The organism is Streptomyces sp. NPDC038213, from assembly GCF_055600495.1.
The window spans coordinates 132,536-154,242 of the sequence record NZ_JBVJYM010000014.1 but is presented as its reverse complement, the minus strand read 5'-3'; the positions used below and the strand labels follow the sequence as shown (position 1 = coordinate 154,242).

The 21,707-nt window shown below is 76.3% G+C and carries 18 protein-coding genes and 1 pseudogene; 7 read left to right on the top strand and 12 right to left on the bottom strand.

Annotated elements, in window-relative coordinates:
- Positions 1-4: 4 nt before the first annotated feature.
- The 10 genes and pseudogenes from ACZ7JZ_RS20845 to ACZ7JZ_RS20800 all read right to left on the bottom strand — a co-directional run bounded on the left by ACZ7JZ_RS20845 (position 5) and on the right by ACZ7JZ_RS20800 (position 10,501).
- A complete protein-coding gene (locus ACZ7JZ_RS20845) occupies positions 5-1,225 on the bottom strand; it encodes an acyltransferase family protein (protein ID WP_470941250.1) in 1,221 nt (406 codons plus the stop codon).
- Positions 1,218-2,201, bottom strand: coding sequence for an alpha/beta hydrolase (locus ACZ7JZ_RS20840; protein WP_470941248.1), 984 nt, complete (start codon positions 2,199-2,201; stop codon positions 1,218-1,220). Before ACZ7JZ_RS20840 ends, ACZ7JZ_RS20845 begins: the two co-directional genes overlap by 8 nt.
- A 129-nt stretch (positions 2,202-2,330) precedes the next feature.
- Positions 2,331-3,521, bottom strand: a complete 1,191-nt coding sequence (locus ACZ7JZ_RS20835; RefSeq protein WP_470941246.1) for a 4-hydroxybenzoate 3-monooxygenase — start codon at positions 3,519-3,521, stop codon at positions 2,331-2,333.
- 100 nt (positions 3,522-3,621) lie between these two features.
- On the bottom strand, positions 3,622-4,788 hold the full coding sequence (gene pcaDC, locus ACZ7JZ_RS20830) for a bifunctional 3-oxoadipate enol-lactonase/4-carboxymuconolactone decarboxylase PcaDC (RefSeq protein ID WP_470941244.1): 1,167 nt from the start codon (positions 4,786-4,788) through the stop codon (positions 3,622-3,624).
- 239 nt (positions 4,789-5,027) lie between these two features.
- Positions 5,028-6,476, bottom strand: a pseudogene (locus ACZ7JZ_RS20825) (lyase family protein); the annotation flags it as partial.
- Positions 6,463-7,026, bottom strand: a complete 564-nt coding sequence (pcaG, locus tag ACZ7JZ_RS20820) for a protocatechuate 3,4-dioxygenase subunit alpha (RefSeq protein ID WP_470941242.1) — start codon at positions 7,024-7,026, stop codon at positions 6,463-6,465. The gene pcaG and the pseudogene ACZ7JZ_RS20825, both read right to left, overlap by 14 nt.
- Positions 7,023-7,850: a protocatechuate 3,4-dioxygenase subunit beta gene (gene pcaH, locus ACZ7JZ_RS20815; protein WP_470941240.1), complete on the bottom strand. Its 828-nt coding sequence runs from the start codon at positions 7,848-7,850 to the stop codon at positions 7,023-7,025. Before pcaH ends, pcaG begins: the two co-directional genes overlap by 4 nt.
- Positions 7,851-7,860: 10 nt before the next feature.
- Positions 7,861-9,060: an acetyl-CoA C-acyltransferase gene (locus ACZ7JZ_RS20810; protein WP_470941238.1), complete on the bottom strand. Its 1,200-nt coding sequence runs from the start codon at positions 9,058-9,060 to the stop codon at positions 7,861-7,863.
- On the bottom strand, positions 9,057-9,746 hold the full coding sequence (locus tag ACZ7JZ_RS20805; protein ID WP_470941236.1) for a CoA transferase subunit B: 690 nt from the start codon (positions 9,744-9,746) through the stop codon (positions 9,057-9,059). The genes ACZ7JZ_RS20810 and ACZ7JZ_RS20805 overlap by 4 nt, the downstream gene beginning before the upstream one ends.
- Complete coding sequence (locus ACZ7JZ_RS20800; protein WP_470941234.1) at positions 9,743-10,501, bottom strand: CoA transferase subunit A; 759 nt, start codon at positions 10,499-10,501, stop codon at positions 9,743-9,745. Before ACZ7JZ_RS20800 ends, ACZ7JZ_RS20805 begins: the two co-directional genes overlap by 4 nt.
- A 201-nt stretch (positions 10,502-10,702) precedes the next feature.
- Between ACZ7JZ_RS20800 and ACZ7JZ_RS20795 the strand changes: the two genes are divergently transcribed.
- A complete protein-coding gene (locus ACZ7JZ_RS20795; protein WP_470941232.1) occupies positions 10,703-12,397 on the top strand; it encodes an IclR family transcriptional regulator domain-containing protein in 1,695 nt (564 codons plus the stop codon).
- Positions 12,398-12,499: 102 nt separating this feature from the next.
- Here ACZ7JZ_RS20795 and ACZ7JZ_RS20790 read toward each other — a convergent pair whose 3' ends face one another.
- The gene (locus tag ACZ7JZ_RS20790; RefSeq protein WP_470941230.1) at positions 12,500-13,219 is read right to left on the bottom strand and encodes a TetR/AcrR family transcriptional regulator; all 720 of its coding nucleotides are present in this window, start codon (positions 13,217-13,219) and stop codon (positions 12,500-12,502) included.
- Between the two features lie 93 nt (positions 13,220-13,312).
- Here ACZ7JZ_RS20790 and ACZ7JZ_RS20785 point away from each other — a divergent pair, with 93 nt between their 5' ends.
- Positions 13,313-14,947 (top strand): amidohydrolase, encoded by a 1,635-nt coding sequence (locus ACZ7JZ_RS20785; protein ID WP_470941229.1) that lies wholly within the window; start codon positions 13,313-13,315, stop codon positions 14,945-14,947.
- Positions 14,948-14,983: 36 nt separating this feature from the next.
- Here ACZ7JZ_RS20785 and ACZ7JZ_RS20780 read toward each other — a convergent pair whose 3' ends face one another.
- Positions 14,984-16,042: a LacI family DNA-binding transcriptional regulator gene (locus tag ACZ7JZ_RS20780; protein WP_470941227.1), complete on the bottom strand. Its 1,059-nt coding sequence runs from the start codon at positions 16,040-16,042 to the stop codon at positions 14,984-14,986.
- A 130-nt stretch (positions 16,043-16,172) separates the two neighbouring features.
- On the opposite strand from ACZ7JZ_RS20780, the gene ACZ7JZ_RS20775 reads away from it, so the two are divergent.
- The 5 genes from ACZ7JZ_RS20775 to ACZ7JZ_RS20755 are packed head-to-tail and all read left to right on the top strand — an operon-like array spanning position 16,173 to position 21,508.
- Positions 16,173-17,813 carry an ABC transporter substrate-binding protein gene (locus tag ACZ7JZ_RS20775; RefSeq protein ID WP_470941226.1) on the top strand — a complete coding sequence of 547 codons (1,641 nt, stop codon included), beginning with the start codon at positions 16,173-16,175 and terminating at the stop codon, positions 17,811-17,813.
- Complete coding sequence (locus tag ACZ7JZ_RS20770) at positions 17,810-18,763, top strand: ABC transporter permease (RefSeq protein ID WP_470941224.1); 954 nt, start codon at positions 17,810-17,812, stop codon at positions 18,761-18,763. The genes ACZ7JZ_RS20775 and ACZ7JZ_RS20770 overlap by 4 nt, the downstream gene beginning before the upstream one ends.
- Complete coding sequence (locus ACZ7JZ_RS20765; RefSeq protein WP_470941222.1) at positions 18,760-19,650, top strand: ABC transporter permease; 891 nt, start codon at positions 18,760-18,762, stop codon at positions 19,648-19,650. The genes ACZ7JZ_RS20770 and ACZ7JZ_RS20765 overlap by 4 nt, the downstream gene beginning before the upstream one ends.
- Before the next feature lie 2 nt (positions 19,651-19,652).
- A complete protein-coding gene (locus ACZ7JZ_RS20760; RefSeq protein ID WP_470941220.1) occupies positions 19,653-20,663 on the top strand; it encodes an ABC transporter ATP-binding protein in 1,011 nt (336 codons plus the stop codon).
- A complete protein-coding gene (locus ACZ7JZ_RS20755) occupies positions 20,660-21,508 on the top strand; it encodes an ABC transporter ATP-binding protein (RefSeq protein ID WP_470941218.1) in 849 nt (282 codons plus the stop codon). Before ACZ7JZ_RS20760 ends, ACZ7JZ_RS20755 begins: the two co-directional genes overlap by 4 nt.
- Positions 21,509-21,707: the final 199 nt, after the last annotated feature.

The window sequence follows — 21,707 nt, the reverse complement described above, 5'->3', positions numbered from 1 at the left end:
CAGCCTAGCCATGGGTGATCCCCTTCCGTGCCGCCGCCCTCGGCCGTCCGCCGCGGACCGCGGCGCGGCCCGGCGGCCGGCCGGGGGTCCGGCCCTGCTCGTACGGGTGGAACGCGGCCCGGCAGAACGCCAGGGCGAGGGCGAACAGCGGCAGCCACAGCAGCCGGGCGGCGATCCACCCGGGGCCGTCGGGGACCCGGTGCAGACCGGGCAGGTCGGTGCCGAGGAGCAGGCCGAGGGCGGTGACGGCCATCATCGCGGTCTGGTGCCAGAGGAAGACCGTCATGGCGGACAGGTTCAGGAGGGCCACCGCCGCCCAGGCGGCGGGCCGCCGCATGAGCCGCGCCAGCGGACCGCGCAGCAGCAGCGCCAGCCCGCACTGGGCCAGCCCGAAGGCCGCGGCGGCCAGGGTCGGCGGGCTCAGGTTGGACACCGCCGCGCCGGGCACGCCCACCATCGAGGCCGGGTACCCGCCCCACACCACCAGCGCGGCGCAGGCCGCGGCCCCGCCGGCGGCCAGCACCGCCGCCTGCGCGCGGCCCCGCAGCGCGCCCCGGGCCCACATCGCGCCCAGGCAGTACGGCACCAGCCAGCCCGCGGCCACGTTGGCCCAGCCCAGCCAGGCGGGGCCGCCGAGGCCGAACCTGACCAGGTCCGCGGCCGCCACCGCGGCGAGGGGCCACAGCGGGTGCAGCCGCGCCACCAGCGGGGTGGCGGCCGTCAGCGCGGCGTAGACGAGCAGGAACCAGAGCGGGGACAGCACCAGCCGCAGGAGGGTGCGCAGGGTCTCCGGCGCGGTCCCGCCCGCCAGCATCACCGCGGAGGCCACCGCCCACAGGACGAGGACGGCGGCGACCGGCCGCAGCAGCCGGCCCATCCGGGCCGCGACCCAGGCGCCGTACCCCTCCCCGCGGGCCCGGGCGGCGGCGTGGCCCCGGACGGCCGCGTACCCGCCGACGAGGAAGAACACGGCCAGGGTCTGGAACACCCAGGACACCGGGGCCAGCCAGGGCATCCCGGCGAGCGGGCTGACCGTGCGCAGGACCCCGTCGCGGGTGCTCAGGGCGGTCACCAGCCAGTGCCCGAGGACGACTCCGGCCGTCGCGAAGGCCCGCAGCGCGTCGACGGAGCGGTCGCGCCCCGCCGGGGTGGCCGCCTCGACACGGGCGGTGAGTGCGGTGAGTGCGGTGCGCGGTCCGGGGAGTCCGGCCTCGTGCCTAGCCACGGGGGGCCTCCTGTGCCGGGGCGTCGGCCGGGGCTGTGCCCGCCGGGGTCCGGCCGAGCGCGATCTGGGTGAGGGCGCCGAGCGCCGCGGAGCCCGGCTGCAGGTAGTCGCTGTGCCCGGCGGGCCCGGCCTCGAAGATCCGGGCGCCGAAAGCCGGGTCCACCGGATCCCGCCCGAACCCGACTGCTGTGCCCGGCAGTTCGAGGCGGACGTGCGGTACGTGCCCGATCCAGTCGGTGCCGCCGCGGCCCGCCCAGACCCGGGCGCTGCCGGGCAGGTCGCCGGCCCGGTCCACACCGGTCCCGGGGCTGCCGTAGAGGGCCGTGTCGGTCACGGCGGGTCCGGTCTCCGTACGCGCGCAGACCACCGATCCGTACGAGTGGCACAGCAGCGCCACGCGGGCGCGCGGGTTCATCCCGTGCAGCTCTCCGGTGAACGCGCCCAGCAGGCGGGCCGCCTCCTGCGCGCGGCCCGTGCCCAGGACGGCGGGGCTGAACGTGCCCGGCGTCTCGTACCCGAGCCAGGCGACGACCGCGCTGCGCGGGTGCCGGGCCTGCACGGACCGGGCCAGGGACGCCGCTCCGGCCCGGAACCGGCCGTAGGTGTCGAGCGAGGTGTCGGACCCGGGGACCAGGACGGCGATCCGGTCGGCCGCGGCGAGGTCGCCGAAGACCTCGACCGCACGGCCGGGGCCCCGCCCGTCGAAGACCAGGAACTGCGCCCCTCCGGAGGCCATCCGGCGCAGCCGGTCCGCCCGTCCGGTGCGGCCCGCGTCCCGGGCGGTGCGCTCCGCCTCCCGCAGGTTGGCGGAGTTGGCCGCGTACCGCTCGGCGGCTCCCGCCGCCGCCCCGAACCGCACCGGTTCCGGCGCGGGCACGGCGGGCAGTGCGGCCGCGGTCAGCGGGAAGGCGACCGCGGCGGCCACGAGGGCGGCCATGGCGCTCTGGCGCAGGCGGGCGGGGATGCGGCGCGTCATGAAGGGGGCCCTTCGGTTCCTGGAGGCAGTGCTTCTGCCTGGCACCGAAGTTATGGAGCGGCCGCCGTGGTCGGCGTCCCGCTGCGGAGCTCCCTTCCCGCGTGGCTCTCAGGTATGACGGGTATGCCCTCAACCCGTGCGGTAGCCCACGTAGTTCTCGGCGAGCGTGGTCGCCGCCGCCTCGCTGGACACCAGGTAGCGCAGGTGCGAGAGCCGCAGTCTGCGGTCGAACTCCGTCTCCTCCGGGGCCCCGTGGAGCAGGGTCGTCATCGTGTACGAGAAGTGCTCGGCCCGCCAGATCCGGCGCAGGGCGGTCTCCGAGTAGGCGTCGAGCAGCGAGTCGTCGCCCGCGGTCCGGTGGCGGGTCAGGGCCTGGGCGAGGAGGGTCACGTCCGCAACGGCCAGGTTGAGGCCCTTCGCCCCGGTGGGCGGGACGATGTGGGCGGCGTCGCCGGCGAGGAACAGGCGGCCGTGGCGCAGGGGTTCGGCGACGAAGCTGCGCATCGGCGTGATGCTCTTCTCGGTGACGGGCCCCCGCCGCAGCTTCCAGTCCCCGGCCACCTCGAAGCGGGTCTCCAGCTCGTCCCAGACGCGCTCGTCCGGCCAGTCGGCGGTGGTGTCCTGCGGGGAGACCTGGAGGTAGAGCCGGCTCACCTGCGGGGAGCGCATGCTGTGCAGGGCGAAGCCGTTCTCGTGGTGGGCGTAGATCAGCTCCTCGCAGGAGGGGGGTACGTCGGCGAGGATCCCGAGCCAGGAGAAGGGGTACGTGCGCTCGGTGACGGTGAGCAGGTCCGCGGGCACCGAGCGGCGGCCTATGCCGTGGAAGCCGTCGCAGGCGACGACGTAGTCGCACTCCAGGGTGTGCTCGGCGCCGCGGTGGCGGTAGCGGACGGCGGGCCGGCCGGATCCGCCGGCTGCGGCGGCGCCCTCGACGGAGAGGGCCTCGGCCTCGAAGAGCACCGTGCCGCCGGCCTCGCGCCGCAGCGCGATCAGGTCCTTGACCACCTCGGTCTGGGCGTACACGGTCACCGAGCGGCCGCCCGTCAGGGAGGGGAAGTCGATCCGGTGGGACGCGCGGTCGAAGCGCAGCTCGATGCCGTGGTGTTCGATGCCCTCGCGGTCCAGTCGGGCGCCGGCGCCGCAGGAGCGGAGCACCTCGGCGGTGTCGTGTTCGAGGATCCCGGCACGCTGGCGGCGTTCGACGTAGTCCTGGTCTCGCAGTTCGAGGACCACGCTGTCGATGCCCTGGCGGTGCAGGAGGTGGGACAGGAGGAGTCCGGCGGGGCCGGCGCCGATGACGGCGACGGTGGTACGGGGCATGGCTGCTCCAACAGGGGTGGGGCGGACGGGGGGAGGGGGGACGCGTGCACGGCGCGGGGGGACGGGTGGTGGCGGTCCGCGGGTCGGCGGGCCGGGCGGGTCAGACCGGCGGGGCGGCGTCCTCGGCCAGGACGCGCTGCGCGGTGGCGAAGGCCGCGTTCGCGGCCGGGACCCCGCAGTAGACGGCGGTCTGGAGCAGGACCTCCCCGATCTCCTCGGGGGTGAGTCCGTTGCGCCGGGCGGCGCGGACGTGGAGGGCGAGCTCCTCCAGGTGTCCGCGGGCGGTGAGGGCGGTCAGGGTGATGCAGCTGCGGGTGCGGCGGTCCAGCCCGGGGCGGGTCCAGATCTCGCCCCAGGCGCAGCGGGTGAGGTAGTCCTGGAAGTCGGCGGTGAAGGCGGTGGTGCGGGCGAGGGCCCGGTCCACGTGGTCGTCGCCGAGTACGGCCCGGCGTACGGCCGTGCCCTCCGCGTGGCGGCCGTCCGCGCGCTCGTGGCCCTCGAAGTGGCCCAGCAGGGCGGCGAGTACGGCCTCGGGCTGTTCGGCGGGGGCGAGGTGGGAGGCCCCGGCGAGCTCGGTGAGGCAGGCGCCGGGGATGCCGTCGGCGAGTTCGCGGGCGTGCGCGGGCGGGGTGGCCGGGTCGGCGCGGCCCGCGAGGACCAGGGTGGGCGCGGTGATCCGGCGCAGGTCGGCCCGCAGGTCGTGGGCGGCGAGGGCGTCGCAGCAGGCCGCGTACCCGGCGGGGTCGGCGGCGTGCAGGTCGCCGACGAGCCGGCCGGCGGTGCGGGTGCCGGCGAATCCGGCGGTGAACCAGCGCTCGGCGGCGGTACGGGCCACCGGTCCGGTGCCCCGGCCGCGGACCAGTGCCGCGCGCTCCCGCCAGGGCCCCGGCTCGCCGAACCGGGCGGAGGAGCAGACCAGGGCGAGTGCGGTGACCCGGTCGGGGTGGTGGACGGCGAGGTGCGCGCCGACGGCCCCGCCGAGGGAGATGCCCGCGTACCCGAAGCCGTCGATCCCGAGCCGGTCGGCGAGCCCGAGGACGAGCGCGGCGAGGTCGGCGACGGTGGTGGCCCCGGGGGCGGGGTCGGACAGGGCGGCGGTCGGGCTGCCGCCGTGCCCGGGCAGGTCCCAGCGGACCACCCGGAACCGCCGGGCCAGCGCCGCCGCCTGCCCGTCCCAGACGGCGAGCGAGGTCCCGAGGGAGGGCCCCAGCAGGAGCACGGGCGCCCCTGCGGGCCCTTCGGCCCGGTGATGGAGTACGGGGGTCATGGACGGCCTTCCGTGGCGGGGGCGGACGGGGCGGGGGCGGATGTGCCCGGGGCGGACGGGGCGGGGGCGGGGTGCGCGGACGCGGGGTGCGCGGTCGGGCCGGGGGCTGATGCGCCCGGGTCCGACAGGCCCAGGTCGGGTGCGCCCGGGTCCGACCGGCCCGGCGCGAATGCACCCGGGCCGGACGGGGTCTCGGGCGGACCCGGCAGGCTCGCAGGCGGACCAGGCAGGGGCGGGGGGCCCTCAGCGAGGGACCGGTCGACGAGGTGGGGGGCGGCGCCGGTGGCGGTGGCGGGGTCGGCCAGCCGGCGGAGGCGTTCCGGGGTGATCCGGCCCGCGAGGGCCGGGTGCCCGGCGAGGACCTCCGCGAGCGCGCGCCCCTCCGCCGCGGCCCGGCGGGCGGCTCCGGTGAGCAGGTCCCGGGCGGCGGCCCGGCCGAGGGGGCCAGCGAGGGCGGCGGTGAGGCGTTCGCTCGCGACCAGGCCGCGGGTCAGGTGCAGGTTCGCCGCCATGCGGTCCGGGAAGACCCGCAGCTCCCCGGCGAGTTGTGCGGTGTGGTGGGCGGCCGCCCCGGCCAGCCGGAGCAGTTCGCGCAGCGGCTGCCATTCGGCGTGCCAGGCCCCGGCGGGCCGCTCGTCCTCGGCGGCGAGCGAGCCCAGGAGCACGGCGGCCGGCGCGGGCGCCTGCCGGGCGCCTGCCGCGACGAGGGCCGCCCGGACCGGGTTGCTCTTGTGCGGCATGGCGGAGGAGCCCCCGCCGGAGCCCTCGGCGAGTTCGCCGGTCTCGGTGCGGGCCAGGAGGAGGACGTCCGCGGCCGGTTTGCCGAGCGCTGCCGCGGTGAAGGCGAGGGCGCAGCCGACGTCGGCGACGGGGGTGCGGAGGGTGTGCCAGGGCAGGACGGGTACGGCGAGCCCGAGTTCGTCCGCGTAGGCGGCGACCAGCGCGAGGCAGCCGGCCTCCGAACCGGCTTCGCCGGTAACGGAGTCGGTATCCGTACCGGCCCGCTCCCCGGCCCCCGCGTGTTCCCCGGCCAGGTAGCCGAAGGCGGCCAGGGTGCCTGCCGCGCCGCCGAGTTGGGCCGGGAGGGTCAGAGCCGACAGTCGGGCGGCGGCGTCGAGGGCGAGGGCGCGCCAGCCCGCCGCCTTGAGGCCGAAGGTGGTCGGCACGGCGTGCTGGCCCAGGGTGCGGCCGGCCATCGGCGTGGCCCGGTGCTCCGCCGCCAGCCGCCCGAAGGCCCCCGCGGCCCGGTGCAGGTCGGCGGTGATCAGCGGCAGGGTGCGGGCCGCGACCAGCATGGCGGCGCTGTCCAGGACGTCCTGGCTCGTCGCACCCCGGTGGACGTACGGGGCCGCCGCGGCCGGCACGGCCGCGGTCAGGGCCTGCACCAGCGGGATGACCGGGTTGCCGCCCGCGGCGGCGGCCCGCAGGGCCAGTTCGCGCGGGTCGAAGCGCTCGGCGCGGGCCGCCTCCGTCACCGCGGCGGCGGCCGCGGCGGGGGCCTGGCCCAGCCGGGCCTGGGCCCGGGTCAGTGCGGCCTCGGCGTCCAGCAGGGCCTGGAGGAGGGCCCCGTCCCCGGTCGCCGCCTCGACGGGGGTCCCGGCCCAGGCGGGGGCGAGCAGCCCGAGGTCGGCGGCGCCCGTGGGGCGGTCGGCGGCGGAGCCGGGGTCCCGGCGGTCAGCGGAAGTCAAGGAACACCGTTTCGCCGGGCCCCTGGAGGCGGATGTCGAAGGTGTACGTCCGCGGCCCGGCCGGGGCGGCGAGGAGGGTGTCCCGGCGCCCGGCCGGCAGACCCGCGAGCAGCGGATCGGCCTCCGCGGCCGGGCCGGGCAGGTAGATCCGCGTGAAGAGGTGGTGCAGCAGCCCGCGGGCGAAGACGCACAGGGAGAGGTACGGGACCCCGCCCGGCGGCAGGGTCCGGACCCCCCAGTGCCCGTCGGCGTCGGTGGCGACCCGCCCGAATCCGGTGAAGGTGACCCCGTCCCGGCCCGCGTACCCGCCGGTGACGGGGTCGCGGCGCAGGGAGCCGGGGGCGCCGGAGCGGTCCCCGTCGGGGGCGGGCTGCCAGCACTCCACGAGCGCGTCGGGTACGGGGGCGCCCTGCCCGTCGTAGACGTACCCGTGGACGGTGAGGGCGTCCGGGTGGCCGGCGGGGGCGAGGTCGGGGCCGCCGGGGAAGGGCAGCGCGTACCCGTAGAAGGGGCCGACGGTCTGTGCGGGGGTGGGGTGCAGGGCGGTCATCGGCCTTCCTCGGTCCAGGTCGCGGCGGGGCCGTCGAGGACGATGTCCCAGCGGTAGCCGAGCGAGAACTCAGGGGTGGAAAGCTCGTGTTCGTACGCGGCGACGAGCCGGTCCCGGGCCGCGTCGTCGGTGACGGACTGGAGGATGGGGTCGTAGGCGAAGAGCGGGTCGCCGGGGAAGTACATCTGGGTGACGAGCCGCTGGGTGAACGCGGTGCCGAAGAGCGAGAAGTGGATGTGGGCGGGGCGCCAGGCGTTGGTGTGGTTGCGCCACGGGTACGCGCCGGGCTTGACGGTGGTGAACCGGTAGTTTCCCTGATGATCCGTCAGGCACCGGCCGAATCCGGTGAAATGGGGGTCGAGCGGGGCCGGGTGCCGGTCGCGCTGGTGGGCGTACCGGCCGGCGGCGTTGGCCTGCCAGACCTCCACGAGCTGGCCGCGCACGGGCCGCCCGTCCCGGTCGAGCACCCGCCCGGTGACGGTGATCCGCTCCCCGATGGGCTCCCCGGCGTGGGCCGCGGTCAGGTCGCTGTCGGTCTCGGTGACGTCCGTGATCCCGAAGGCGGGCCCGGAGAGTTCGACGGCCTCCGGGTCCGCGACCGCGATCAGCGGGTGCTGCGGATGGCGCAGGGCGCTGCTGCGGTACGGGGGGTAGGAGCGGTCGGGGTGGTGGCCTGCCGCACCGGAGGCGGGGCGGGCCGCGCGGAGGGCGGCGATCTCGCGGGAGACGGCCTCCTGGGTGTCGGCGGCGGGCACACCCGCACCCGCACCCGCGGCGGTACGCGCAGCCGTACCCGCGCCCGTATCCGTATCCGTGTGTGTCATCAGCTTTCCGTCACCTTTCCAGGACGAGGGCGAGGCCCTGGCCCACGCCGATGCAGAGGGTGGCCAGCGCGGTGCCGGAGCCCGCGGCGGCGAGCCGGTGGGCCGCGGTGCCCGCGAGCCGGGCGCCCGAGGAGCCCAGCGGGTGGCCGAGGGCGATGGCCCCGCCGTGCGGGTTGACCAGGGCCGGGTCGAGCTCGGGCCATGCGGCCAGGCAGCCGAGGGCCTGGGCGGCGAAGGCCTCGTTGAGCTCCACGGTGGTGAGCCCGGCGAAGCCGCGCCCCGCCCGGGCGAGGGCCCGGCGGGCGGCTTCGACGGGGCCGAGGCCGAAGTACTGCGGCTCGATCCCGCTGACCGCGGAGGCGGCGATCCGGGCGAGGGGTTCGCGGCCGGTGGCGGCGAGGCCCGCCTCGTCGGTGAGGAGGAGGGCCGCGGCCCCGTCGCTGAGCGGGGAGGAGTTGCCCGCGGTGACGGTGCCGCCGGGGCGGAAGGCGGGCCGGAGCCGGGCCAGGGCGGCGGCCGTGCTGTCCTCGCGGACGCATTCGTCGCGGTGCAGGCCGGTGCCTTCCACGGGGACGACCTCGCGGTCGAAGGCCCCGGCCGCCCAGGCCGCGGCGGCCCTGCGGTGGCTGTCGAGGGCGAAGGCGTCCTGCGCCTCGCGGCTGATCGCGTACTTGTCCGCGATCAGTTCGGCGCCCTCCCCGAGGCCCGTGGTCCACTCGGCGGGCATCCGCGGGTTGACGAGCCGCCAGCCGAGGGTGGTGGAGTGGAGCTCCTGGTGGCCGGCCGGGAAGGCCCGGTCGGGCTTGGGGAGGACCCAGGGGGCGCGGCTCATGGACTCCACCCCGCCCGCGACGGCCACGGAGGCCTCGCCGAGGGCGATGGCCCGGTAGGCCTGTACGACGGCCTCCATGCCGGAGCCGCAGAGCCGGTTGACCGTCACGCCCGGGACGCTGACGGGCAGTCCGGCGAGCAGCACGGCCATCCGGGCTACGTCGCGGTTCTCCTCGCCGGCGCCGTTGGCGTTGCCGAGGAAGACGTCGTCCACGCGGGCGGGGTCGAGGCCGGGGCTGCGGGCCAGCAGGGCGCCGAGCACCCCGGCGGCGAGGTCGTCGGGGCGGACCCCGGCGAGCGCTCCGCCGTACCGGCCGACGGGGGTGCGTACGGCGTCGACGACGTAGACCGTCCGGGCCCCTGTCGCGGTGCGGTTCAACGCCGTGCCTCCTGTCCGGCGGCGGGGAGGGTGGCGGGGGCCTTAGCCAGGGCGGCGGGCACGGTGACCGGGGCGCCGGTCCGGCGGAGGAGTTCGTCGGCGCCGACCCCGGGCGCGGTCTCCACCAGGACCAGCCCGCCGTCCGTCACGTCGAGGACGCCGAGGTCGGTGATGATCCGGTGGACGCAGGCCCGGCCGGTGAGCGGCAGGGTGCAGGTGTCGACGATCTTCGGGGTGCCGTCCTTGGCGGTGTGCTCGGTCAGGACGAGGACCCGGCGGGCGCCGTGTACGAGGTCCATGGCCCCGCCCATGCCCTTGACCATCCGGCCGGGCACGGCCCAGTTGGCGAGGTCGCCGCGGGCGGAGACCTGCATGGCGCCGAGGACGGCGGTGTCCACGTGGCCGCCGCGGATCATCCCGAAGGACAGCGCGGAGTCGAAGAAGGAGGCGCCGGGCAGGACGGTGACCGTCTCCTTGCCCGCATTGATGAGGTCGGGGTCGGCCTCGTCCTCGTACGGGTAGGGGCCGACGCCCAGCAGCCCGTTCTCGGAGTGCAGTACGAGGTCCGTGCCCGCGGGGAGGAAGTTCGGGATCCGCGTGGGGAGTCCGATGCCGAGGTTGACGCAGGTGCCGTCGGTGAGTTCGCGGGCGGCGCGGGCCGCCATCTCGTCCCTGGTCCAGCTCATCGGCTGCGCACCGTCCTTCGCTCGATGCCCTTGTCGGCGGCCTCTTCGGGGGTGAGGGCGAGGACCCGCTGGACGAACACGCCGGGCAGGTGGACCTCGTCGGGGTCGAGGGCGCCCGGTTCGACCAGCTCCTCCACCTCCGCGAGGGTGGTGCGGCCGGCCATGGCCGCCAGCGGGTTGAAGTTGCGGGCGGCGCGGCGGAAGACGAGGTTGCCGTGCCGGTCGCCGCGGGCGGCGCGGACGAGGGCGAAGTCGGTGGTGATGCCGTGCTCGAGGACGTGCGGACGGCCGCCGAACTCACGGACCTCCTTGGGCGGGGAGGCCAGGGCGACGCTCCCGTCGGGCGCGTAGCGCCAGGGCAGTCCGCCCTCGGCGGCCTGGGTGCCGACGCCGGCGGGGGTGAAGAAGGCGGGGATCCCGCAGCCGCCGGCGCGCAGCCGCTCGGCGAGGGTGCCCTGCGGGGCGAGTTCCAGTTCGAGTTCGCCGCCGAGGTAGCGGCGGGCGAACTCCTTGTTGTCGCCGATGTACGAGCCGGTCACCCGGGAGATCCGGCCGGCGGCGAGGAGGACGCCGAGTCCGCCGCCGTCCACCCCGCAGTTGTTCGAGACCACGGCGAGGCCGGTGCTGCCCCGGGCGTGCAGGGCGCGGATCAGCACCTGCGGAACCCCGCTGAGCCCGAAGCCGCCGACGGCGAGGGAGGCGCCGTCTCCGATGTCCGCCACCGCCGCGGCGGCGGACTCCACCACTTTGTCCATGTGCCATCCTGGTGTTCGCCTGGTGAACTTTCGTTCATCTCCATTGGGGCGGGCAGAGTGTCCGCCCCGCGGCGGGACCTGTCAACGGGTTCCGGCCGTGGACTGCGCCGGTGGCGCCCGTCCGCGGTCCCTCCGGCGGGTCCAGCCGGCGGGCCGGGCGCCGCCGATCCCCGTACGCACGCACCCCCGAGGAGTCCGCACATGACGCAGCCGACCGAGCTGGTGGGACCGCTGGAGCGCGGGCTGGCCCTGCTGACCGCCGTGGCCGCCGGTCCCGGCAGCGGCCGCTCCCCCGCCGAGCTGGTCCGCGCCACCGGGCTGGCCCGCGCCACGGTGGACCGGGTCGCCGGCACCCTCGTACGCCTCGGCTACCTGCGCTCCGAGGGCCGGGACCTGCTGCTCGCCCCGCGCTCGGCGGAGCTGGGCAACGCCTACCTGGCCGCGGCGGGGCTGCCCGCGCTGCTCGGCCCGTACGCGCTGGAGCTGGCGGACGGGCTCGACGAGTCCGTGTCCGTCGCCGTCCCCGACGGGGACGGGGTGCGCTTCCTGACGCAGGCCCCGCGGCGGCGGGCGATGGCCGTGTCCTTCCGCGCCGGGGACCTGCTGCCCGCCGAACGCTGCGCGCCCGGCGCGCTGTTCGCGGCGGACTGGGACGCGGAGGCCTGGGCGCGCTGGCGCGCCCGGCGCGCGGCGGACCCGCTGGACCTCGGCTTCCCGGCGGTCCCGCCGCGCGCCGCGCCGGGTGGGGACGGAGCCGACCCCGGGGGTGAGGAGGGCTTCCGGGAGCGGGTGCTGGCGGCCGCGGAGTCCGGCTGGGCGGTGGACGACCAGCTGGTCGAAGCCGGGCTGATCGCCGTGGCCCTGCCGGTGCACGGCCCGGACGGCACCCCGGTCTGCTCGGTGAGCGTGGTCAGCCACGGCAGCCGCCACGACGTCGGCTCCCTCCTCGCCCGGGCACTGCCGCCGCTGCGGCACACGGTGGGGCGGATGGCGGCCGCCCTGGCGGCCGCGTCCACCGACGCTCCGTCACATCTGGTAACCAGCAGGACTGTTGGGGACCAGATGGGTGCGGCGGGCAGGGCCGACCGCCGGCTCAAGGAGGAGCTGGGCGCCGGGTTCCTCCAGTCGCTCGCCCGCGGACTGGACGTGCTGTGCGCCTTCGGGGAGGTGCGCGGACCGGCCCGGCTGACCGACCTGGCCCGCCTGACGGGCCTCCCCCGCGCCACCGCCCGCCGGTCCCTGATCACGCTGTGCCACCTGGGCTACGTACGGGAGGACGCGGAGGGCTTCCGGGTGCTGCCGCGGGTCCTGGACCTCGGGCACGCCCGCCTGTCCGGGCTGTCCCTCGCCGCGATCGCCGCCCCGCACCTGGCCGAACTGGCCGCCCGCGTCCGCGAGTCGGCGTCCGCGGCCGTCCTGGACGGGGACGAGATCCGGTACGTCGCGCGGGCCGCGGGCTCCCGGATCATGCACATCGACATCACCGTCGGCACCCGGCTGCCCGCCTACGCCACCGCCATGGGCCGGGTCCTGCTGGCCGCCCTCCCGGCGGACGAGCGCGAAGCCCGGGTGGCCGGACGGGCGCCGCGGCCCCTGACCCCGCACACCGTGACCTCGTACGAGCAGCTGGCCGCCGTCCTGGCGCAGACCGCGCGGCGCGGGTACGGCTGGGTGGAGGAGGAGCTGGAGGTGGGGCTGCGCTCCCTCGCCGTCCCGGTGGCGGACGGCCGCGGACGGGTGGTCGCGGCGGTCAACGTGGCCCTGCCCGCGGGCCGGGCCCCGGCCGCGCAGAGCCTGGCGGAGCTCCTGCCGCCGCTGCGGGAGACCGCGGCACGCATCGGCGCCGACCTCGCGGCGGTCGGCCGCTGCTCGCCGACCCCGGTCCCGCTGTCCTGACCCTCCGGCAGACCGGCCCGGGCGTCCGGCGGCCCGCCGCCACCCCGCCCCTCAGGCCCGCCCGCCGAGCCCCGCCGACCCCCGAGCCCGCGCCCCCGCGCCTCAGCCCGCGGCCGGCCCCCGTCCGCCCGGGAGCCTCACGGCCACCGCCTCCAGCATCAGGTCGAGCGCGAAGGGGTACCCGCTGCCGCTCATGTCGGCGGCGAGCAGCGGGAAGGTGGCCGCGATGTTCGGATGGGTCTCGGCGGGCAGCTTCCCGTACACCGCCTGCCAGACGGCCGCGTCGGCGGTCTGGGCCTGGTCCGGCAGGGCGCGGGCGGCCGCGTCCTGGGCCGCGAAGGCGAGGGCCTGGTCCACGAAGGCGTGGTAGATCCGCACGGCGAGCGGGTCGGGGAAGCCCGCGCCGCGCAGGATCCCGAGGATCCGCTCGACGGCGCGGGTCTCGTGCTCCTGGCCGGTGGTGCGGTGCGCGGCGAGCAGGGCGGCCTGCGGGTTGGAGCTGTACGAGGCGTGGATCCGCAGGCCCATGCTGCGCAGGTCGGCGCGCCAGTCCCCGGTGGGCCGCCAGCCCTCCTGGGCGCGGCCGATGAGCTCGTCGGCGAGGGCGAGCAGCAGGGCGTCGGTATTGCGGAAGTACCGGTAGACGGCGCTGGGGTCGGCGCCGAGTGCGGCGCCGAGCCGGCGCACCGAGAGGGCGTCCGCGCCGTGCTGCGCGACCAGGCGCAGCGCGGTCTCGACGATGAGCTGCTGGGAGAGGACGGCGCCCTGCCTGGTCGGCCTGCGGCGCCGCCGCCGGTCTTCGGGAACCACGCGGTCGGCCATGGCCGGACCTTATGACAACACCATTGACGTGTAAACGGCCCGGCCGCTTGCATGGCGTCCACCCCAACGACACCTCACGTACTGGAGCAGCACATGACCCAGGCCGATCTGGTCTTCACGGGCGGGCCCGTGTTCACCGCCGATGCGGCCCGCACCCGGGCCACCTCGCTCGCGGTGACCGGCGAGCGGATCACGGCCGTCGGGCACGACGGGGTCCGCGACCTGATCGGGCCCGGCACCGAAGTGGTCGACCTGCGCGGCAAGCTGCTGCTGCCCGGCTTCCAGGACGCCCACGTGCACGCCGTGTACGGGGGTTCGGAGCTGGCGGAGTGCGACCTGTCGGGCACGGTGGGCACGGCCGAGTACCTGGAGCTGGTCGCGGCGTACGCGGCGGCGCACCCGGACCGGGAGTGGATCACCGGCGGCGGCTGGTCGATGGAGAGCTTCGAGGGCGGGCTGCCCACCCGGCAGCTGCTGGACTCCGTGGTCCCCGACCGCCCGGTGCTGCTGGTCAACCGCGACCACCACGGCGCCTGGGCCAATACCCGGGCCCTGGAGCTGGCCGGGCTGAGCGCGGACACCCCGGACCCGGCCGACGGCCGGATCGAGCGGGAGGCCGACGGCACGCCCAGCGGGATGCTCCAGGAGGGCGCGACCGCTCTCGTCTCGCGGCTGGCCCCGGCGAGCACCGCCGAGGACCGGCTCGCCGGGCTGCTGCGGGCCCAGGAGCTGCTGCACTCCCTGGGGATCACGGCCTGGCAGGACGCCCTGCTCGGCCCGTTCAACGGCAAGCCGGACCCCTCCGACGCCTATGTCACGGCCGCCCGCGAGGGCCTGCTGACGGCCCGGGTGACCGGGGCGCTGTGGTGGGACCGCGAGCGCGGGGGCGAGCAGATCGAGGACCTGGTGGCGCTGCGCAAGGAGCTCAGCTGCGGCCGGTTCCGGGCCGGGTCGGTCAAGGTGATGCAGGACGGCATCGCCGAGAACTTCACGGCCGCGATGACCAGCCCGTACCTCGACGGCTGCGGCTGCGCCACCGCGAACAGCGGGCTCAGCTTCGTGGACCCCGAGGCCCTGCGCGGGTACGTCACCGCCCTCGACGCCCTCGACTTCCAGGTCCACTTCCACGCGCTCGGCGACCGGGCGGTCCGCGAGGCCCTCGATGCGGTGGAGGCGGCCCTCGCCGCCAACGGGCAGCGCGGCAACCGGCACCACCTGGCCCACCTCCAGGTGGTGCACCCCGAGGACCTGCCGCGGTTCGCGCGGCTGGGGGCGATCGCCAACATCCAGCCGCTGTGGGCCGCCCACGAGCCGCAGATGGACGAGCTGACCATCCCCTTCCTGGGCGCCGAGCGGGCCGCCTGGCAGTACCCGTTCGCCTCGCTGGTCGCCGCCGGGGCCACCCTGGCCGCCGGCAGCGACTGGCCGGTCAGCAGCCCGGACCCGCTGGAGGGCGTCCACGTGGCCGTGAACCGGGTGGCGCCCGACGCGGAGCACGGGCGGGTGTTCTTCCCGGAGGAGCGCATCGACCTGCCGACCGCGCTCGCGGCGTACACCGCGGGTACGGCGCACGTGAACCGGCTCGACGACACCGGCAGCCTGCGCGCCGGGAACCTCGCCGACCTCGTGGTCCTGGACCGGGACGTCCTCACCGCCCCGGCCGCCGAGATCGCGGCGGCCCGGGTGGAGCGGACGTACGTCGGCGGCGCCCTGGTGTACGGGGGCTGATCGGCCGTGCGCGCCGGGGCAGGATGCCGGACAGGCTCAGTCCGCGGGGGCCCGCAGCGAGGACGCCCGCACCTCCAGCGAGGTGGGGACCAGCACGCCGGCGGGCTGCCCGCCCTGCTCCAGTGCGGCCACCAGCAGCTCTATCCCGGCCTCGGCGATATCGCGGGGGCGCAGGCTCAGCGTGGTCACGGGCGGCGCGGTGTGGGCGGCGGTCCCGTCCTCGCTGACGAGGACGACGAGCAGGTCCGCGGGTACGCCGTAGCCCTGCCGCCGCGCGGCCTCCAGCACCAGGGGCGGGCTGATCTCCGCGACCACGAACAGGGCGTCGGGGCGGCGGCCGGCCGTCCCGGCGAGGGCGGCCTCGACGGCCCGCACCACGGGGCCGTTGCCGAGCTCGCCGACCAGTTCGACGTGCTCGGGCACGGACCGTCCGGCGCACCAGTCGCGGTAGGCGTCCCGCACCCCGCGGTGGAAGCGGGTCGTGCTGTCCGGCAGGACCAGCGCGGGCCGCCCCGCGCCCTGTCCGGCCAGGTGGTCCAGGGCCTCCCGGACGGCCTGCGCGGCGTCGACGTCCACCCAGTGGGCACCCGGGCGGCCCTCCACGGAGCGGTCGCTGAAGACCGGGATGCGGGCCGCGAGGAGCTCCTCGACGACCCGGTCGTCGGCGACCGGGTCGGCGACGACCACCGCGTCGAGCGGGAGGTCGGCCCACTCCTGCTGGAGCGAGCCGGAGGGCAGCAGCACCAGCGCGTACCCGCGCCGGAGCGCCGCCGCCGCGGTCGCGCTGGTCAGCTGGGCGAAGTACGGCGACTCCAGGAAGGACCAGGGGGCGCCGGCGAACTCCCCGACCACGTACCCGATCGTCCTGGCCCGGCCCGCGCGCAGCCGGCGGGCGGTGGGGTCGGCCCGGTAGCCCATCCTGCGCGCGGTCTCCCGGGCCCGTTCGCGGACCGCCGGCGAGAGCCGGCCGGTGCCGTTGAGGGCCGCCGAGACGGTGGTCTTCGACAGGCCCGCCTCCCGGGCCACGTCGACGAGCCGCACCCGTGGCGGGGCGGGCGGCGAGCCGTGCCGCCCGGTCCGTGATTCATCGGTCATGAGCAGATGCTTGCACCTCTCCGACCTGTGCAAAACCGTTCCCGCAAACCCTTGTGCGGGAACGTTCCCGCATCAATACTCGCTCCATCCTCCAGCGCCCGTCACTACACCCGTAAAGGGGTGGGTCCCCATGCGCATGTCCAGAACCGCCGCGCTGCTCGTCTGTACCGGCGCCCTCGCAGCCACCGCCGGCTGCTCCGGCGCCCAGAACCCCGGCGGTGCCGGGAGCCCTACCGGACCGGGCTTCGCCCTCACGCCGACCTCGGAACCGGCCAAGGGCCCCCTGGACTCCGTCACCTGGTCCCTGTTCGCCGAGCCGTACACCCTCGACTACGCCCTCGCGTACGACTACCCGCCCAACACCGTGCTCGGCAACGTCTGCGAGCAGCTGCTGCGGGTCACCCCCGAGCTGAAGACCGAACCGGGCCTCGCCACCTCCTACCGGCGCCCCGACCCCAAGACCCTCGTGTTCACCCTCCGCCCCGGCGTGAAGTTCCACGACGGCACGACCATGACCGCGGACGACGTCGTGGCCTCCCTCAGCCGCCACACGGACCCGGCCACCGGCTCCCCCTGGGGATCCGCCTTCAAGAACGTCAGCGCGATCGAGAAGACCGGCCCGCTGGAGGTCACCCTCCGCCTCAGCCGCCCCGACGTACTGCTCTCCGAGCTGATGGCCGCCTCCCCCGGCACCGTCGAGAGCGCCGCCACCCTCAAGGCGAACGGCAAGAAGTACGGAACCCCCCAGGGCACCGTCAACTGCACCGGCCCCTACGCCCTCGACTCCTGGACCCAGGGCAGCAGCATCACCCTCAAGAAGCACGCCGCCTACTGGGACCCGAAGCTCGCGCCCAGGACCGGCACGGTGAAGTTCACCTTCACCGAGGACCCGGCCGCCCGCACCAACGCCCTGCGCTCCGGCTCCGCCGACGGCGGCTACATGGTCCCCTCGACCTCCTTCGCCCAGCTGCGCTCCGGCGCGAAGGGCAAGCTCCTCTTCGGCCCCAACACCGGCGCCGCCAACCTGGCCGTCCTCAACTTCGACGGCCCCCTCGGCAAGCTCAAGGTCCGCCAGGCCCTCTCCCTGGCCATGGACCGCAAGGGCATCGTCAAGGCCGCGGCCGGCGGGGTGGGCGCACCCGCCAAGGCGCCCGCCGCCAGCGGGGCCTGGGCCCTGCTCCCGGAGCGGACCGCGGAGATCTTCGGGGCGCTGCCCGAGCCCGCCCACGACATCGCCGCCGCGAAGAAGCTGATCGCCGAGTCCGGGGTGGCCGGCCGCAAGATCGTCATGGTGACCAGCCCGCTGGCCCCGGAGATCAGCGTGGTCGCCAACGCCGTGCAGTCCGCGGGCCGCCTGATCGGCCTCGACGTGGAGCTGAAGACCGTACCCCCGGACCAGTACAGCACCCTGTTCGTGGACCCGGACTCCCGCCGCGGCCTCGACCTGCTGGTCACCATCGGCTACGACAACACGCCCGACCCGCTCGAGTTCTACCAGTACCTGCGCACCGGGGACTTCGGGAACTACGGCAACTGGTCCGACGCCGAGTTCGACGTGGTCTTCGACCGCGCCAACTCCGAGCCCGACCCCGCCAAGCGCACCGAGCTGACGGTCAGGCTCCAGGACATCGCCCTGCGCGAGCTCCCGGTCATCCCGCTGTACGAGGCCCCGTACTCGGTCTACCTCGGCAACCGCATCACCGGGGCCCCCGCCGGCATCGCCCACCTCTACTACCCGTGGGCCGCAGGGATCGGGGCCGCGAAGCCATGACCCGCTTCCTCGTCGGACGGCTCCTCGGCCTGGTGACGGTGCTCCTCCTGACCTCGCTCGTGGTCTTCGGCACCGTCCACATGGCCCCCGGCGACCCGGTCTCGTTCCTCCTGCACGGCCGTCCCGCCACCCCCGAGGCCGTCGCCGCCCTGCGCAGCGAGTACCACCTCGACGACCCGCTTCCCGTCCAGTACCTGAAATGGCTCGGCGGGGTCCTGCAGGGCGACCTCGGCTACTCCGCCCAGTACCACCAGGACGTGGCCGACCTGCTCGGCTCCCGGCTGCCCGGCACCGCCGTGCTGATCGGGTACGCGGCCCTGCTGGTCGCCCTGTTCGGGGTGGGCGCCGGGGTGCTCGCCGCGCTGCGGCCCGGCGCCGCGGACAAGGCGGTGCTCATGGGCACCGCAGTGGCCACGGCCACCCCGTCCTTCGTCACCGCCATCGCGCTGGTCTCGCTGTTCTCCGTACAGCTGGGCTGGTTCCCCGGCCCCGGCGGCACCCCCGAGGGCCTCGGCGACCGGGTGTACCACCTGACCCTGCCGGCCTTCGCCCTCGCCCTGACCTTCGCCGGGCTGCTGGCCCGCGTCACCCGCTCCGCCATGCTCGACGAGCTGGGCCGCGAGCACGTCGAGGTGGCGCAGGCCCGCGGGACCGCCCGCCGCGAGGTGGTCCGCCGGCACGTGCTGCGCAACGCCCTCGGCCCCGTGGCCACCGTCGCCGGCACCATGCTCGCCGGGCTCCTCATCAGCACCTCGATCGTGGAGACCGCCTTCGACGTGCCCGGCCTCGGCTCCCTCCTCGTCCAGTCCGTCACGGCCAAGGACTTCGCGGTGGTCCAGGCGGTCACCCTGCTCAGCGTCACGGCCTTCACCCTGGTCAACCTGCTCGTGGACCTGCTCGCCCCGCTCATCGACCCCCGGCTCTCGCTCCACGGGGAAGGCACCTCATGACTCTCACCGCACCACCCGCGGCCTCCCCGGCGGGCGCCCTGCGCCGCCGGCCGGGGCTGCGCGCCCTGGCCGCGCTGGGGCAGGGGCCGCTGTTCACGGCCGCCCTCGCCGTACTGGCCCTGCTCGTCCTCACCGCCCTGGCCGCCCCGCTGCTCGCCCCGCACGACCCCGAGGCCGTGGACCTGTCCGCCAGCCTCGCGGGCAGCTCCGGCGAACACCTCCTCGGCACCGACCAGTCGGGGCGCGACATCCTCTCCCGGCTGGTCCACGGCGCCCGCACCGGACTCCTCGGACCCCTCGCGGTCGTCGCGGTGTCCACCCTCCTCGGCACCCTCCTCGGCGTGGTCGCCGCCTGGCGCGGGGGCTGGGCGGACACCTTCCTGTCCCGCTCGATGGACCTGGTCTTCGCCCTGCCCGGACTGCTCCTGGCGATCCTGCTGGTGGCCGTCTTCGGCTCCGGGATGACCGCGCCCGTCGTGGCCATGTCCGTGGCCTACACCCCGTACGTGGGGCGGCTCGTGCGCGGGATCGCCCGGCAGGAGAAGGCCCGCCCGTACATCGAGTCGTACCGGGTCCAGGGCTGGTCGGGCTGGACGGTCTGCGTACGGCACCTGCTGCCGAACATCGCCCCGACGGTCTTCGCCCAGGCCGCGATGAACTTCGGGTACGCCCTGATGGACCTGGCGGCGCTGTCCTTCCTCGGCTTCGGCGTGCAGCCGCCCACCGCGGACTGGGGAGCCATGATCAACGAAGGCCAGTCGGCCGTCCAGCAGGGGGCCATGCTGCCCGCGCTCGCGCCCTCGGCGTGCATCGTGCTCGCGGTCGTGGCCTTCGGCATCGTCGGCGAGGGGCTCGCCGACCGGATCGCCCGGCGGCAGGAGCGGTGAACGTGGACACGAACGCACCACACCCCGGACGGCCCGCGCCCGCGCCGGAACCCGTACTGGAGATCGACGGACTCGGCGTCCGGCTCCCCGAGGGGCGGGCCGCCCGGCCCATCCTCGACGGGGTCAGCCTGCACGTACGGCCCGGGGAGACCGTCGGACTGGTCGGCGAATCGGGCTCCGGCAAGTCCGTGGCCTGCCGCAGCGTCCTCGGACTGCTGCCCGGCGGCGCCACCGCCGGCGGCGCGGTCCGCGTCGCCGGGCGCGACGTCCTGCGCATGGACCGAACGGAACTGGCCGCCCTGCGCTCCCGGCAGGTCTCCATGGTCTTCCAGGACCCGCGGGCCTGCGTGAACCCGCTGCGCCGCGTCGGGGACTTCCTCACCGAGGGGCTGCGCGCCGCCGGCACCCGCCCCGCCGCCGCCCGGGAGCGGGCCGCGGAACTCCTCGACGCGGTCGGCATCCGCGACCCCCGCGGAGCCCTGCGCCGCTACCCCCACCAGTTCTCCGGCGGAATGCTCCAGCGCGTCGTGATCGCCGCCGCCCTCGCGGGGGACCCGGCCCTGATCGTCGCCGACGAGCCCACCACCGCCCTCGACGTCACCACCCAGGCCGAGATCATCGCCCTGCTCACCCGGCTGCGCGCCGAGCGCGGCACCGGGCTGCTCTTCGTCACCCACGACCTGGAGCTGGCCTCGGCCGTCTGCGACCGCGTGTACGTCATGTACGCGGGCCGGATCGTCGAGACCCGCGGCACCGACGAGCTCTTCGACCGCCCCCGCCACCCGTACACCGCCGGCCTGCTCGCCTGCACCCCGCGCATCGAGGCCGGCTCCCCGCCGCCGCGGCCCGTCCCGGGCCGGCCCGTCTCCCTCGCGGAGGCCCCGGCGGGCTGCGCCTTCGCGGCGCGCTGCGCCCACGCGCTGCCGCGCTGCGCGCAGGAGCCGCCGGCCCTCGCCCCCCACGGCGACGGGCTCGTCGCCTGCCACCGCGCCGACGAAGGGATCACGCTGTGAACGCCGCGGAGCCGTACGGGGAGCTCGGGAAGCCCGGTGACGGGGACCGGGGACTGGTGGTCGAGGGCCTGACCAAGCGCTTCGGCGGGCACACGGCCGTGGACGGGGTCTCCTTCCGCCTGGCGCCCGGCTCCTGCCTGGCGCTGGTGGGCGAGTCCGGCAGCGGCAAGACCACGACCGTGCGGATGCTCGTCGGCCTGGAGACCCCCGACGCCGGCACCGTCCGGCTCGACGGCCGGGACCGCTCGGCGCGGGTCCGGGGGCGGGCGGCCCGGCTGGCCCGGGCCCGCGAGGTCCAGATGGTCTTCCAGGACCCGTACCTGTCGCTGGATCCGCGGATCCCGGTGGCCGAGTGCATCGAGGAGGTGCTGCGCCTGCACACCCCGCTGGCCGGTCCGGCCCGCGCGGGCCGGGTGGCCGAGCTGCTGGACCAGGTGGGCCTGGGCGCGCGGGAGGCGCAGGCGCTGCCGCGGGGGCTGTCCGGCGGGCAGCGCCAGCGGGTGGCCATCGCCCGCGCGCTGGCCGTGGAGCCGCGGGTGCTCGTGCTGGACGAGGCGGTGGCGGCCCTCGACGTCTCCATCCAGGCGCAGATCCTCGACCTGCTGGCGGGGATCCGGCGCGAGGCGGGGATCGGGTACCTCTTCGTCACCCACGACCTGGCGGTGGTGCGGCACATGGCCGACGAGGTGCTGGTCCTGAAGTCGGGGCGGGTCGTGGAGTCGGGCCCGGTGGGCCGGGTGCTGGACTCCCCCGAGGACCCGTACACGCAGCTGCTGCTGGCCTCGGTGCCCCGGCGCGGCTGGGACCCGGCGGCGGCCGCGCCGCTGCGGCGCGCGCTGGGCTGACCGGCCGGAATCCGAAGGGCCCCGTCACGGAGCGCATCCGGGCGGGGCCCTCGGCGTACCCGGGGTGGCACGTGTTGCCTCCGTGTCATTCGCTGTTCGCTCAGAAGACCCTCAGATCCGGATAACGATCAGGTCATCACACAAGGGCCTTTCGGCCTGGTCACGGTCGTATGACCGATATGCCGGTGATGTGCGCCAC

Bases quoted from the DNA above. Each gene is read 5' to 3' on its own strand.
- ACZ7JZ_RS20785 (WP_470941229.1), top strand. From the start codon at position 13,313: ATGACCCAGGCCGATCTGGTCTTCACGGGCGGGCCCGTGTTCACCGCC.
- pcaG (WP_470941242.1), bottom strand. From the start codon at position 7,026: ATGACCGCCCTGCACCCCACCCCCGCACAGACCGTCGGCCCCTTCTAC.
- ACZ7JZ_RS20790 (WP_470941230.1), bottom strand. From the start codon at position 13,219: ATGGCCGACCGCGTGGTTCCCGAAGACCGGCGGCGGCGCCGCAGGCCG.
- ACZ7JZ_RS20780 (WP_470941227.1), bottom strand. From the start codon at position 16,042: ATGACCGATGAATCACGGACCGGGCGGCACGGCTCGCCGCCCGCCCCG.
- ACZ7JZ_RS20765 (WP_470941222.1), top strand. From the start codon at position 18,760: ATGACTCTCACCGCACCACCCGCGGCCTCCCCGGCGGGCGCCCTGCGC.
- ACZ7JZ_RS20775 (WP_470941226.1), top strand. From the start codon at position 16,173: ATGCGCATGTCCAGAACCGCCGCGCTGCTCGTCTGTACCGGCGCCCTC.
- ACZ7JZ_RS20840 (WP_470941248.1), bottom strand. From the start codon at position 2,201: ATGACGCGCCGCATCCCCGCCCGCCTGCGCCAGAGCGCCATGGCCGCC.
- pcaH (WP_470941240.1), bottom strand. From the start codon at position 7,850: ATGACACACACGGATACGGATACGGGCGCGGGTACGGCTGCGCGTACC.
- ACZ7JZ_RS20770 (WP_470941224.1), top strand. From the start codon at position 17,810: ATGACCCGCTTCCTCGTCGGACGGCTCCTCGGCCTGGTGACGGTGCTC.
- pcaDC (WP_470941244.1), bottom strand. From the start codon at position 4,788: ATGACCCCCGTACTCCATCACCGGGCCGAAGGGCCCGCAGGGGCGCCC.
- ACZ7JZ_RS20795 (WP_470941232.1), top strand. From the start codon at position 10,703: ATGACGCAGCCGACCGAGCTGGTGGGACCGCTGGAGCGCGGGCTGGCC.
- ACZ7JZ_RS20805 (WP_470941236.1), bottom strand. From the start codon at position 9,746: ATGAGCTGGACCAGGGACGAGATGGCGGCCCGCGCCGCCCGCGAACTC.
- ACZ7JZ_RS20835 (WP_470941246.1), bottom strand. From the start codon at position 3,521: ATGCCCCGTACCACCGTCGCCGTCATCGGCGCCGGCCCCGCCGGACTC.
- ACZ7JZ_RS20800 (WP_470941234.1), bottom strand. From the start codon at position 10,501: ATGGACAAAGTGGTGGAGTCCGCCGCCGCGGCGGTGGCGGACATCGGA.